The sequence below is a fragment of the Deefgea tanakiae genome, from assembly GCF_019665765.1.
In the GTDB taxonomy this organism is placed as follows: Bacteria; Pseudomonadota; Gammaproteobacteria; order Burkholderiales; family Chitinibacteraceae; genus Deefgea; species Deefgea tanakiae.
Genome location: NZ_CP081150.1, coordinates 635,063 through 647,385 on the forward strand (window position 1 = coordinate 635,063; position 12,323 = coordinate 647,385).

A 12,323-nucleotide genomic window follows, 5' to 3' on the forward strand; every position below is an offset into this window, starting at 1 on the left:
CCAGTACAATCCTTATCTTGCTGACTTTTATTGAGCGATTGCCGTGCTTGAATTTTCGCACCCCATTGATATAAATGCTCTCCGTACTGCTTTTGCCGAGCAAGGCGTGCTGGTGCTGCGCTCGTTTGCGACAGCAGAACAAATCGCGGTGATCCGTGATGCGGCTATGGCGTGTTTACAAGCGCGTGAAGAGCCGCTTGAATTAGAAGCCAGTTTGGCCTATCCGGGCGCGCCAACTTCAACTGACGCCCAAGGCGGGCAAACGATACGTCGTTTACGTGGCATGGTCGCTCGCTCGCCAATTTTTATGGATTGGGCAAGAGATGCTGCGCTGATCGACATCATGCGGGCTTTGTTATCGAGCGACAGCATTACTTTAACGCAAGTTCACCACAATAGTTTGATGACCAAACAGCCGAGCTTTAGCAGCGATACCTTGTGGCATCGTGACTTGCGTTATTGGCGTTTTACTCGGCCTGAGCTGGTTTCATGCTGGCTCGCCTTGGGTGTAGAAAGCCCTGAAAATGGTGGACTGGGCTTTATTCCGCGTTCGCAAACCGCGCAATTACCAGAGTCGGCCTTTGATGAACGCGAGTTCTTACTGCCCACTCATTCAGAGGCAATGCCTTGGGTGAGTAAAGCTGAATTTCCAACTTTGGCCGCAGGTGATGTGGTGCTGTTTGATGCGCGAACCTTCCACGCCGCCAGTCGCAATAAAACGACGGCCACCAAATATTCGCTGGTGATGAGTTACCATGCAAGTGACAATCTACCATTGACCAATAGTCGATCTGCAGCGCAAGCGGGCATTGTTTGCTAAATTGCGTGGCATCACCTATTGATTGAATGTTGAAGCCAAATGCTTCGGCATAAACACTAGGCTAGATTGTGGTAGGTCTTTTGCCCTTTCATTGAGTGGAGTTCATGCGATGCCGATTAGCCCTGAATTATTTACGTCACTGATTGAGAAAATTCAAAGTTTGGAACCCTTAGCTGCGTATCAAGGTGCGGAGCAATTGGAAAAAATTAAGAATGAAATGACCGATGAGCAACGGCTACATTACGACACGGTATTGGGCGATGCCAGCCGTCAACGCAAAGAAATCGCCAAGGCCAAAGCGGATGCTGAAGCGACTCAAGACGCATGGGATCAGGACGAAAATTAAATCTTGCTGAGTCGCAATCCGTGCCATCCTGAAGGGTAATGGCTGTGGTTGGAGTGCTTGATATTCTTTAGTTGTTTAGATGGGTATATTGATATAAGCATTGTTTAATAAGTGCTTTAGAAATATACCCATTCATTTTTTCCTTGCTGCTTTCTGATCAGGAAAAGCATTGATATCGCGATAGTGGTCACTTTCGGTTTGGTGGACAGCATAGGGATACAGCACCATCACGCGTTTGACGTATTGCCGCGTTTCTGGATAGGGTGGAATGCCGCGATAGCGATCCACTTTGCCTTCGCCAGCGTTATAACTGGCCGCCACCAGCGCGACATTGCCTTGGTAACGATCGAGTAACCAGCGTAAATAGCGCACGCCACCTTTCACATTCTGACTGACATTAAACACATCTTTGACATTAAAACGCTCGGCCGTATCGGGTATCAGTTGCATCACGCCCATCGCAGATTTTGGAGAGATCGCATGCGCGTTCAAGCCTGATTCCACTTTGGCAATGCTAAGTGCAAAATTCGGATCAACGCCATGCCATGCGGCGACTTTGGTGATGATTTTGGCAACCATTTTTTGATTCGCATTAAACAGCTTGATATCAATCGGTGGCGGCAGTGGTGCGGGGGCTGGGTTGGTATTGGATTCCACGCAGGCGGGCAAACGATGGGCGCTGATGCGGATGGTTTCGAGCATTTTCTGTGATTCATAATGGCCTTGCTCGGCAGCGACTGAAAACAAAGTGGCGGCCGCTGCGCGATCTTCTGGTACGCCTAGGCCAAACGCGTACAGCATCGCAAGGCGATACTGTGCTTCGGTAACGCCGTGTCTTGCTGCTTGGCAATATAAAACTGCCGCAGTCCATGGATTGCGGGCTTCTTGCTTGGCTGCGCTGGCGAGTTGCGCAGTCCATTGCGCGCTGTGATCCGCATTTGTAGGCATGGCGCCAAGGCTGAGTGTGGCAGTGAACAATTCAACGAGCATGGCGGTTTTCCTAATGGCTGAGCAGCCATTTTCAGCATAGGCTCAATTAGCAAAATGCAGATAATTGGCCTGATTAATGGCTGCTCACTCAAGGAGCTTGAATGACGATCCACGTTCGATTGATGCCAGTGAAGCATGAAATGCAAATCGGGATTTTGGCCTTGTCAGCGCCAGAGCGGATCAACGCACAAAATTTGAGCATGGTGCGGCAGATGGTGCAGGCTTTGCAGCAATGGCATGCGCGAGAGGATGTGGTCGCCGTTGTATTGATAGGGGCAGGAGAGAGAGGCTTTTGCGCTGGCGGTGATCTAAAAGCACTGTATGAAGCGATGACAGAGCCAGATCAAATCGCGCAGGGCGATGCTTTTTTTGCCGAAGAATACGCGCTATGCCAAATGATTCGTGAGTATCCTAAGCCAGTGTTGGCGTGGGGACATGGCATTGTGATGGGCGGAGGTTGGGGATTATTTTCGGCGGCAAGTCATCGGGTGGTGACAGAATCGAGCAAATTGGCGATGCCAGAAACGGCGATTGGTTTATTTCCTGATGTGGCGGCGAGTCGTTGGTTGTCTGAGTTGGCGGGGTATGGGCAATTTTTGGCGCTGTCCGGGGCTGCGATCAATGCGGCCGACGCGCTGCTCACTGGCGCTGCGCAATGGGCCTTGCCCGATGCCACGCGGCATGGTGTGCTTGCAGGATTAGCCGCTTTACCTTGGCTGGGAAACAGTAGCGATGCTGAGCTATTGAGCGATTTTTTAGCGCAGGCGTCGGCGCCACTGGCTGCTTCTTCGCATTTGGCTGCGCATGAAGACGTGTTACAGGATGACAACGGGGGTAGCGTTCAGGAGCGCTGTATACAATTACGTGCTCTGACTCTGTCGAGCGACCCTTGGTTGGCGCACGCTGGCGAGCGGATTCATAAAGCGTCGCCGACTTCACTCTGGCTGGCGTGGACGTTACAGCAGCACTGTAAAACGCTGAGTTTTCCTGAGACGGTGCAACTGGAAACGCAAGTTAGCGCGGCGTGTTTACGCTATGGCGACTTTCGTGCGGGCATTTATGCGACGCTGATTGATCGCAACAGTACACCGCGTTGGCAGCAGACGGATCTCATGCGATTGGATCACGGAAAACTGACATCAGCTTTTCCAATGTTTTTTAACTGAATTTTATTGAAAGCAGGAAACTTTTTTGCTTTGATACTCTCATAGCTGGTGATACAGTACGACCACGAATCATACAGGGAGGTTCATGATGCAATCGTTTAACCAATTTAATCAAAATTCAGTCGCATACAATAGCGGCGCACTGGCTGCAGAACGCAACCAAGTTTTACGCAATACCTACTTCTTGTTGGCTTTAACGATGTTGCCAACGGCAGCGGGCGCATTGCTCGGTATGTCGCTCAATTTCCGCGTGAGCGGTTTTATGGGTTTTGGCTTGTTTATGCTGGTGAGTTTCGGCGCGTTTTACGCGATTGAGAAAACCAAAGAAAGCAGTGCTGGCGTGTTTTTGCTCTTGGGTTACACCGGCTTTATGGGCCTGTGGCTCAGCCAAATCTTGCAATCGGCTATGAAGTTTAGCAATGGCGCAGAAATGATCGGTATGGCTGCGATTGGTACTGCGGCGATTTTCTTCACGCTAGCGACCATCGCAACGGTAACGAAAAAAGACTTTTCCTTTATGGGTAAATTCTTGTTTATCGGTTTGGTGATTGCATTGCTGGCTGCGGTAGCGAATATTTTCTTCGCGATCCCAGCGCTTTCACTCGCAATCTCTGCAGTGATCTTGATGATTTGCTCTGCCTACATCTTGTACGATGTAAGTCGTATCGTGAACGGTGGTGAAACCAATTACATCAGCGCGACATTGAGTTTGTACCTCAATATCTACAATGTATTTGTGAGCTTGCTCCACATCATCATGGCCTTTACCGGTAATAGCCGCGATTAAGCTATTAGTTCGATTTGAATAAAAACGCCACCGATTACGGTGGCGTTTTTTATTGTTGGCGCGTACTTGAGCATCGAGGGAAATGGGTCGGAAGTGCGACTAAAGTGAGTTTTCCCCAGATGAGGAATAGCATTTCATCTCGATGGATGTGTCGTGGTATATCTCATACAGTATGCTTAGCTATGCATTTATAGTATTTATCTAGCGGGATATACTTCTCGTATTACTTAAAAATGCTGATCATTTAAGATCACTGAGGAGACTGTTATGAGCACCAAATTTTCAACTTGTCTAGCTGCACTCGCATTACCCTGTTTGTTGTCACCAACGACAGCACTGGCCACCGAAAAACTGATTTCTTATCTGCCCACTTGGCGCGATGCGGGGGTGGTCGCCAAAGTCGGGCCGCAACTCGCTCAGCTCGACGTTGGTATCTTGTCGTTTATTGAAGTCAGCCCAGATGGCAATGCGTTTATTCCCGCGGCGACAAAGGCAGGTGCTGACTTATGGAAGGCGCAGTTTGCCAAAGCCAAAAAAGTGAACCCAGATTTTAATTGTATGTGGGCGATTGGTGGTTGGACTGGCTCGCGCAATATCGCCAAAGTGGCGCGCACCGAAGCAGGGCGTAATAAGTTGGTTCAATCCGCAATTGGCATTATGCGCGATTCGCAATGCGTGGGTTTGGACTTAGATTGGGAGCATCCAGTCACTGGCGGCGATTACGCGGCGGACGCGTCACCAGCCGATTTTCAAAACTGGGTGAGCCTGTTGCGTGATTTGCGCAAGGGCTTAGATGCGGCAGGCAAGGCAGATAAAAAAACGTATTTCTTGACTGTTGCCGTGCCCGCCAATAACGGAGGCTGGGTGATGGGCGGGTATGACATGAAGTCAGCGCTGCCACTGCTCGACTGGGTGAATTTGATGGCATATGACCGTGCTGGCGGTTGGAGTAAAACATCGACCTTGCAAGCCAGCTTGCACGCTGTTCCCGGTGATCCCGATGGTAATGTGCTCTCGACGAGCAAGGCGGTTGAGTACTTCATTGCCCAAGGCGCAAAACCCGCTCAGCTGGTGCTGGGCGTGCCGTTTTATGTGCGTGGCTTGGGTGGCGTAGCCGCTGGCGAAAAAGGCGATGGTTTAGTTCAGCCGATGTCGGGGCCCGGCTTAAAAGACGAAGCTGAGCAGGGCGTGGCAACGTGGGGCGATTTCCAAACGCGTTATGCTAAAGCGAGTGGCTGGAAAGCGTATCGGAGCAAAGAAGCAGGTAACGCGCCGTATATGTACCACGCGGGTAAAAAAGAACTACTCACTTATGACGATCCGATTTCTTTGGCCGAAAAAGTGAAATTTGTGAAAGCCAATAAACTCGGTGGCGTGATGATTTGGGAGATCACTCAGGACGATGCCGATTTCACTTTACTCAATAGCTTGAGCCAAAATTTGAAGGGCAAGAAATAACAGTTTTCCTTCGGTGTATACATTTGGGCGCTTTGAGCGCCCATTTTTATGGCTGTCAGCTTTTGGATTGACGCTAGTCAGAATTAATTTATTCCAATACGATGTGGGGATGACTTCATCGACTGCTACTTTTGGGCAAGCCTTTAAAATCGGCGCTCTAGAAACCTTACCGCTGCAAATGGGCGTTGCGCCGTTTGCTTTGATTTTTGGCACGCTCGCCGGGCCTGCGGGCTTGCCGCCTTGGGCCGCGTTGGCGATGTCGGTGCTGGTCTATGCGGGATCGAGCCAATTTCTGGCGCTCAGTTTGCTTGCGGCGGGTGCGGCGCTACCCGTGATTATTTTCACCACGCTGATTGTCAATCTGCGCCACGCGCTGTACAGCGCCACCTTGCAATTACCGTTTTCGCATCAGCCATTTCTACGCCGCGCAGCCTTGGCTTTTTTCCTGACCGACGAGACTTTTGCCGTGGTACAAAGCGCCGCCAGCCAGCAGATTGCGCCGCTCGATGCGGTGATGTTCGGATCTGGACTGGTCAATTACACGACTTGGGTCAGTTTTACCGCGCTTGGCATTGTGCTCGGGCAGAATATTCCAGAGTTGCAACATTGGGGCTTGGAGTTTGCAATGGTGGCGACGTTTACCGGAATTGTGGTGCCATTATTGGTGACGCGTGCGCAAGTTATTTGTGCGGTGGTCGCAGGCGCTACAGCACTGCTGGCGCATGCTTTACCGTATAAATTGGGTTTGCTTTTGGCTGTGTTATTTGGCGTATCGGCTGCTATGCATTTTAGGGAAAAGGCTTGATGGATATACTATATGCATTGCTTTTATTGCTTGGCATGGCTGTGGTGACCTATGGTTTGCGGGTATCATTTTTTCTGCCCGGTGTCGGCGAGCGTTTCCCGCCCAAACTGCGCCAAGCCGCAGCTTATGTGCCCGTCGCGGTATTAACGGCGATTATCGTGCCGGAGATTTTCATCCCACGCAACGAATGGCAATGGCTCAGCCCGCAACTTGCCGGAGCGATTGCGACAGGCCTGATTGTCTGGCGCAGCAAAAAACTGATGCTCGGGATTGCTGTGGGAATGGCGGTGTATTATTTATTTAGATTGTTGACCCTAAATTTTTAATTCTATAAATCCGTCGGCACTTGCGGCATAAATGCACCACTGCCGATAATTCCCCATGCCATCCAGCCAGCAATCAACACATAAATAATTCGGGGTAGCCATGCTGCGAATTGTGTGGCGGTATGTTCTAGATCAGCGCTGAGATTTGCCGCGTAGCGTTGTAACATTTCGGGTAATGTTCCGCTGGTCTCGCCAGTTTTGACCATTGCGATTAGTGTTGCATCCGCCAGCCATGGCACAAAGCTGAGTGCTTCGGTAAGGCTTTGCCCACGTTGTAATTGCCGCAGTAGTGGCTTGCATTGTGTTTCTAGATAGGCGCTGTGGATTGTCGATTGCGCGATGGGGATTGCTTCAAACATCGATACGCCCGCGTGTAGTAGTAGCGCGAGGCTATCAACAAAATCACGTTGTTTGCTGCGCAAATACCAAGCACCAAAGACAGGGGTTTGCAATAGTACTCTTGTGATGTCAGAGGATGTATCGGTCTCAATGCTTTTGAATATGATGTTTCCAAGCAGATACATTGCAGCAATAGCAGCAAGTGGCATTATGATGCCCAATAAATAGCCGCCAGCACTGAGGGTGCCCATGATGAGTGCAGGTAATGGATTGATCAATAATCCGAGTACCAACATCAGCGCGGGTAGAGCCAATTTGGCACGAATTTGTTTACTTAAACGTGCGTGCAGCGCGGCTTGCTCTGCTAAACGTGTATAGGTAGCGGCTGGGCTACCGGCTTGGCAAGCGGCGGCAATCAGCGCGGTTTCGAGTGAGTTAAAAATTCCAGCTTGTGCGCCAGCTTGCGCAATGGTTTTTCCACGCGTGAGTGCTTTGCGCATGGATTCTAAATGAGGCTGGTAACACGCCGGCAAGTTGATGGTGGCCAATGCATGACCCGTTGCTAATCCCGCGCGTTCTAAGGCCGCTAACTGCGAAAAGAGTTCGGCGCGGACTTGCCAAGGAAGAGTGGATTTGCTTTTCATGGACTGAAGTATTGCCGATCTGCGGCGTAAAGGCGAGGGTGGCGGTTGACAATGCATCGTCATTCAGTTGCAATACGGTTTGAACGACAAGAGAGGCGCCTTGCCCAAGTAGTATTGCTGAGGAAATCATGTTCCGACGAAGCAATACGAGGGGGAGCAAGGCCGAAGTGTTGACGGACGTGATTTCCGTGAACGCTGGTTGCAGAGGCTAAATCCTCTGGACTGTCAGTTGCTTATGCAACTGGAGTGCTCTGGGTCATGACTCTTCTTGGCATGCATTGTGCAGCCGCGTTATGACCGCACTTTTCCTCTCTCCAATCGTCTTTTAAATTGGAGAACATCATGACTTCTGTACTAGCCCCTCAAAATACCACCTTGTGGACTGCGATTATTACGCCGATGTTGGCTGACGGCGCAATCGACTTCGCCACCTTTACTGAGTTGCTACGTGAGCAAAAATCCGCTGGCAATGGCGTGGTGTTGCTTGGCTCAACCGGTGAAGGTAGCAATCTCAGCGTTGCCGAGCGCCAAGCGGTGGTTGAACACGCCTGTAGTTTGAATTTATTAATTCCGTTGATGGTCGGCGTGGGCGGCTTGGATTTACCGAGTCAGCTCGAATGGCTGGCTTTCTGTGAAACGCAGCCCGTGTCGAGTTATTTATTGGTCACGCCGATTTACGCCAAACCGGGCGCCAATGGTCAACGCCGCTGGTTTGAAGCATTGCTCAACGCGGTCAGCAAACCTTGTATGTTGTACAACATCCCATCGCGTGCTGGTGTGCCATTAGCGGAAGGCGCGATTGTTGGTTTGCTCGGTCATGCGAATTTTTGGGCGGTTAAAGAATCGGGCGGCAACGCGGCGCGATTTGCTGAGTTGAAAGCAGCGTATCCACAAATTGCGTGGTATTCGGGTGACGATGTGTTGTTTGCTGAGCACGCAGCCTTGGGTGCGGCGGGTTTGGTTTCGGTGGCCAGTAATGTGTGGCCGCAGCAAGTGGCGCGCTGGGTTAAGCAAGGTTTGGCCGGTGAAGCGATTGGCGATGCACTTCGCTTGGCATCGGAAACGCTGTTCATCGCACCAAGCCCGATTCCGACTAAAGCAATTTTGCATTACCAAGGTCGCATTGCATCGAACGAATTACGTTTGCCACTGTGCGCTGAAGATTTGCCATCTTTAGCGCCGATCTTGGCGAAAGATCAGCAACTTGCTGCGCTGGTCTAATTGATTACTAGTAGGTATTTATGTCTAGGCTTTATTTTATAAGGGCTGGATGGCAATACATTTCTAAGAGGTTGGGGTTAACTTCCAATTTTTGAGTCTAATGGTCTCAAAGCTCGATGCTTTTACCACCACTGCTTTTTATAGAAGCGCTCGCCATTGCTGATGATATAAGCCATCGCTAAAAATGGCGACCATAATAGAAGATGAATTAGCGCAGTTATCAATGGCGATAAGTGAACAAAGATATACTGCAAAGAATCGGTATTTCTTGCGTCTGGTGATGGGAAAAAATAGGCCGAAATTAAAAAGCAGATAAAAGTGAGGCAAAGTTCGGCGGGAATTCTAGACCAATTCAGTTTCCGAATTAAGCCCGCGGCAATTAAAAGAGGAATAACGATTAAAAATAAGCGCAATATTGACACTGATGAATTGGGTAGTGAGATGGCAACACGAAGTCCAAGTAGCAGGCACAATATCGCGCTTACAATTCGAATGGCACGGAATAAGTTGGGTTCAGACATATGATTTGCTTGTCGAATGAGTGATGTTGTTAGGCATAAGTAGTAGTGTTTTAGATGATAATTAGATATTTCCACCAAGCCATACGTTTTCCAGACAAAAATAAACCCGCTCGAAAGCGGGTTTATTTGATTTGGAGCTAATTAAACCGCAGTTTCGTCGAGTTCTGGAATCGCGATTTGGTTATCGGTACTGAATTGATAGTCTTTGAACACGTGTTCGGCTGTCAATAACTGGTAACGGCCGTCTGGCAATACATTGGTGGTGTCTTTCAAGCGATAGGTGTAATGCCCACAAGTCCAGCAATCAAAGTTGCGCATGTGCGTGCACAGACAGGTTTTGTCATACACATGAATCTCAGAAATCTTTTTCGCAGTTGGATTTTCTTCGATGACTTTATTGTACGCATTGATATACGCGCAGCCGCCATTGGCATCGAGCAAGTAGCCGTAGGCTTCGCAGTTCGGGCGAATGCCTGAGCCAATCGCTGGCGTGTTTTTCATCATGCGCATCGGGTAGCCCGTTGGCGAAATTTGATTCACTTCGATGATGTCTTCAGAAGCTTTGTAATATTCTTGCTTCACATCATCCGGCAAGCCACATTCTTTCGTCACGGTAAAGCGCGTTGCAACTTGTACACCGCCGCAGCCCATTTCTAAGTATTGAACAGCATCCGATCCCGTAAATACGCCACCCGCAGCGATCACCGGCATATTGTCGTAGCCTTGCTCTTTGATCCACGCGATGACTTCGGCCACGATGTCTTCGAGTTTGAAATCGGCCCAGTCCATGCCAAAACCCAAATGACCGCCTGCGAGCGGGCCTTCAACGACCACATAATCAGGTAGGCGATTGCTACGCGCCGATTTTTTGATGAACAACTGCAAAGCACGAACCGATGAAACGATGATGCCCAGCTTGGCTTCATGAAAACGTGGATGATCTTGAATCAGTGCAAACGAACCCAAGTGCAGACCCGCAGCCAGGGTAATGCCGTCGATACCTGCATCGAGTGCTGCGTTCATGCGAACGCGGATGGTTTCTTTCGGGCCATTCATCGTCAACTTTTCCATGCAGTTGATGAAGATCAGACCGTTGCCTTGCTTGCGTTTCATCGTTGCTTCAACGTGCAGGCGCGTTGCTTCTTCAAGCTGTTTTAGGTCGAACTGCACCACGGCTTTGTCAGAATTGGCGACGTTGAATTTGTATTGCTTGAGCTTGTCTTTGACGTGTTTGGTGTTGTAACGGCGATCGGTAACGGTATTAATCATCGCATCGGAAATATGGCCAATGCCGCCCAAGCGGCAGGCTTCCAGTGCCAAATCGGCGGTGGAAATATCTACGCCCATGCCACCGATCATGATAGGCACGTATTCTGCTGCATCACTTGCTGTAGAAAACTTCAAACGAAAATCATCAACACGCTTCATTAGATCAATCCATTCATAAATCCGGTTTTAGCGGACTTAATGATTAGTAAATTTTTGAATGCCGAATGATAACTTGGAATAGGGGGGTTTGGCTCGTGTCAATGATGACAATAAGCAATAAAATGCCGCAGCAGCCGGGTGAATTTCACCATGACTTTCAATTTACTCACTAAAAGAGACCACTTTATTTCTTTTGAGGTAAGCCTTGCCGAGTATTTCGCAGCGCCAGCTAAATCAATTTAGAATGGCGGCAACGATTTATGTGGATGAATTCATGAGTGAGCCTAGCCTGTTTCAAGAGTTAGCCGCTGATTTGGCCGAGCGGAAAGCCAATCACTTGTACCGAACACGGCGGGTATTAGATTCGCCGCAAGGCGCGCGCGTTACGGTGGATGGGCGCGAATTACTCAATTTTTGCAGCAACGATTATTTGGGTTTGGCCAATCATCCAAGTGTCGTCGCCGCTGCGCAGGCGGGCGCAGTGCGCTGGGGCGTCGGCAGTGGCGCTTCGCATTTGGTCGCAGGGCATTTTGCCATCGAGCAAGCGCTTGAAGATCGCCTCGCGGCGTGGGCGGGAAAACCCGCGGCGATCACCTTATCGACGGGCTATATGGCTAATTTGGCGGTGGTAACGGGTTTAGTCGGTCGCGGTGACGCGGTCTTTGCCGATAAAACCAATCACGCCTCGCTCAATGATGCGATGGCTTTGTCGCGCGCCGACGTCAAACGCTTTGCCCATAGCGATGTGGCCGCGCTGGAACGTTTGCTCGCAGCGAGTACAGCCAAACGCAAAATGATTATCGTCGACGCCGTATTTAGCATGGACGGCGACATCGCGCCGCTGGCGGAAATGCTCGCACTGGCCGAATCGTATGATGCGCTGCTGTACATCGACGATGCGCATGGTTTTGGCGTGCTGGGCGACGGGCGTGGCACTTTGGCCGAGTTAGGTTTATCGTCACCTCGTATTATCTATATGGCGACTTTGGGAAAAGCGGCGGGCGTTGCAGGGGCGTATATTGCTGCAGAGCAAGTGGTCATTGACTATCTGATTAATACTGCCAAGCCATATATCTATACCACTGCTGCACCACCCATGATTGCTGCAGCGATGCACGCGAGTTTGGACGTGATTGAGTCGGACAGCGCACGGCGCGACACTTTGCATCGCCATATTGCGTATTTCCGCGATTCGTTGGCAGGTACTTGCGCATTGCTACCTTCACGCACGGCGATTCAGCCGATCTTGTTGCCCGATGTCGCCACTGCCGTCGCCGTCTCGCAAGCACTCTTTGACGCCGGATTCTGGGTCGCCGCGATTCGCCCACCGACCGTGCCGACACCACGCCTGCGGGTGGTGCTCAATGCGGCACATACCGATGAGGAAGTCGCAGCACTGTGCAAGATGCTGCAGCGGATTTTGAGTGCTTAAATAGGTATATTACTGCAGACATTAATCAATAATGCCTAGA

Annotated in this window: 12 protein-coding genes and 1 riboswitch; of the genes, 9 read left to right on the top strand and 3 right to left on the bottom strand. The window is 50.2% G+C overall.

The annotated features are described in order from the left end of the window. Positions 1-43 precede the first annotated feature (43 nt). Both K4H28_RS02995 and K4H28_RS03000 read left to right on the top strand, forming a co-directional pair. Entirely contained in the window at positions 44-820 is a 777-nt protein-coding gene (locus tag K4H28_RS02995) for a phytanoyl-CoA dioxygenase family protein (protein WP_221006931.1), read from the top strand. Between the two features lie 109 nt (positions 821-929). Further along, positions 930-1,166, top strand: a complete 237-nt coding sequence (locus K4H28_RS03000; protein ID WP_221006932.1) for a hypothetical protein — start codon at positions 930-932, stop codon at positions 1,164-1,166. Between the two features lie 132 nt (positions 1,167-1,298). Here K4H28_RS03000 and K4H28_RS03005 read toward each other — a convergent pair whose 3' ends face one another. Next, positions 1,299-2,156 carry a lytic transglycosylase domain-containing protein gene (locus K4H28_RS03005; RefSeq protein ID WP_221006933.1) on the bottom strand — a complete coding sequence of 286 codons (858 nt, stop codon included), beginning with the start codon at positions 2,154-2,156 and terminating at the stop codon, positions 1,299-1,301. Positions 2,157-2,257: 101 nt separating this feature from the next. Here K4H28_RS03005 and K4H28_RS03010 point away from each other — a divergent pair, with 101 nt between their 5' ends. The 5 genes from K4H28_RS03010 (at position 2,258) to K4H28_RS03030 (ending at position 6,698) form a co-directional block, all read left to right on the top strand. Continuing rightward, complete coding sequence (locus K4H28_RS03010; protein ID WP_221006934.1) at positions 2,258-3,322, top strand: enoyl-CoA hydratase/isomerase family protein; 1,065 nt, start codon at positions 2,258-2,260, stop codon at positions 3,320-3,322. A gap of 85 nt (positions 3,323-3,407) precedes the next feature. Further along, positions 3,408-4,109 carry a Bax inhibitor-1/YccA family protein gene (locus tag K4H28_RS03015; RefSeq protein WP_255573603.1) on the top strand — a complete coding sequence of 234 codons (702 nt, stop codon included), beginning with the start codon at positions 3,408-3,410 and terminating at the stop codon, positions 4,107-4,109. A gap of 267 nt (positions 4,110-4,376) precedes the next feature. Beyond that, positions 4,377-5,567, top strand: coding sequence for a glycoside hydrolase family 18 protein (locus K4H28_RS03020; protein WP_221006935.1), 1,191 nt, complete (start codon positions 4,377-4,379; stop codon positions 5,565-5,567). A gap of 109 nt (positions 5,568-5,676) precedes the next feature. After that, positions 5,677-6,372, top strand: coding sequence for an AzlC family ABC transporter permease (locus K4H28_RS03025; RefSeq protein ID WP_221006936.1), 696 nt, complete (start codon positions 5,677-5,679; stop codon positions 6,370-6,372). Further along, complete coding sequence (locus tag K4H28_RS03030) at positions 6,372-6,698, top strand: AzlD domain-containing protein (protein ID WP_221006937.1); 327 nt, start codon at positions 6,372-6,374, stop codon at positions 6,696-6,698. Before K4H28_RS03025 ends, K4H28_RS03030 begins: the two co-directional genes overlap by 1 nt. A 2-nt stretch (positions 6,699-6,700) precedes the next feature. Here the strand turns inward: K4H28_RS03030 and K4H28_RS03035 are convergent, their stop codons facing one another. Then, positions 6,701-7,681, bottom strand: coding sequence for a type II secretion system F family protein (locus K4H28_RS03035; RefSeq protein ID WP_221006938.1), 981 nt, complete (start codon positions 7,679-7,681; stop codon positions 6,701-6,703). Positions 7,682-7,763: 82 nt separating this feature from the next. Beyond that, positions 7,764-7,941, top strand: a riboswitch (Lysine riboswitch). An 82-nt stretch (positions 7,942-8,023) separates the two neighbouring features. On the opposite strand from K4H28_RS03035, the gene dapA reads away from it, so the two are divergent. After that, entirely contained in the window at positions 8,024-8,902 is an 879-nt protein-coding gene (gene dapA, locus K4H28_RS03040; protein ID WP_221006939.1) for a 4-hydroxy-tetrahydrodipicolinate synthase, read from the top strand. A 662-nt stretch (positions 8,903-9,564) separates the two neighbouring features. Here dapA and K4H28_RS03045 read toward each other — a convergent pair. After that, complete coding sequence (locus K4H28_RS03045; RefSeq protein ID WP_221006940.1) at positions 9,565-10,851, bottom strand: nitronate monooxygenase; 1,287 nt, start codon at positions 10,849-10,851, stop codon at positions 9,565-9,567. Between the two features lie 205 nt (positions 10,852-11,056). Here K4H28_RS03045 and bioF point away from each other — a divergent pair, with 205 nt between their 5' ends. Beyond that, positions 11,057-12,283, top strand: a complete 1,227-nt coding sequence (bioF, locus tag K4H28_RS03050) for an 8-amino-7-oxononanoate synthase (RefSeq protein WP_255573604.1) — start codon at positions 11,057-11,059, stop codon at positions 12,281-12,283. Positions 12,284-12,323: the final 40 nt, after the last annotated feature.

Excerpts from the sequence above, each read along its gene's own strand:
- K4H28_RS03000 (WP_221006932.1), top strand. The coding sequence starts at position 930 with ATGCCGATTAGCCCTGAATTATTTACGTCACTGATTGAGAAAATTCAA.
- K4H28_RS03045 (WP_221006940.1), bottom strand. The coding sequence starts at position 10,851 with ATGAAGCGTGTTGATGATTTTCGTTTGAAGTTTTCTACAGCAAGTGAT.
- K4H28_RS03025 (WP_221006936.1), top strand. The coding sequence starts at position 5,677 with ATGACTTCATCGACTGCTACTTTTGGGCAAGCCTTTAAAATCGGCGCT.
- K4H28_RS03015 (WP_255573603.1), top strand. The coding sequence starts at position 3,408 with ATGATGCAATCGTTTAACCAATTTAATCAAAATTCAGTCGCATACAAT.
- K4H28_RS03005 (WP_221006933.1), bottom strand. The coding sequence starts at position 2,156 with ATGCTCGTTGAATTGTTCACTGCCACACTCAGCCTTGGCGCCATGCCT.
- K4H28_RS03035 (WP_221006938.1), bottom strand. The coding sequence starts at position 7,681 with ATGAAAAGCAAATCCACTCTTCCTTGGCAAGTCCGCGCCGAACTCTTT.
- dapA (WP_221006939.1), top strand. The coding sequence starts at position 8,024 with ATGACTTCTGTACTAGCCCCTCAAAATACCACCTTGTGGACTGCGATT.
- K4H28_RS03030 (WP_221006937.1), top strand. The coding sequence starts at position 6,372 with ATGGATATACTATATGCATTGCTTTTATTGCTTGGCATGGCTGTGGTG.
- K4H28_RS03010 (WP_221006934.1), top strand. The coding sequence starts at position 2,258 with ATGACGATCCACGTTCGATTGATGCCAGTGAAGCATGAAATGCAAATC.
- K4H28_RS03020 (WP_221006935.1), top strand. The coding sequence starts at position 4,377 with ATGAGCACCAAATTTTCAACTTGTCTAGCTGCACTCGCATTACCCTGT.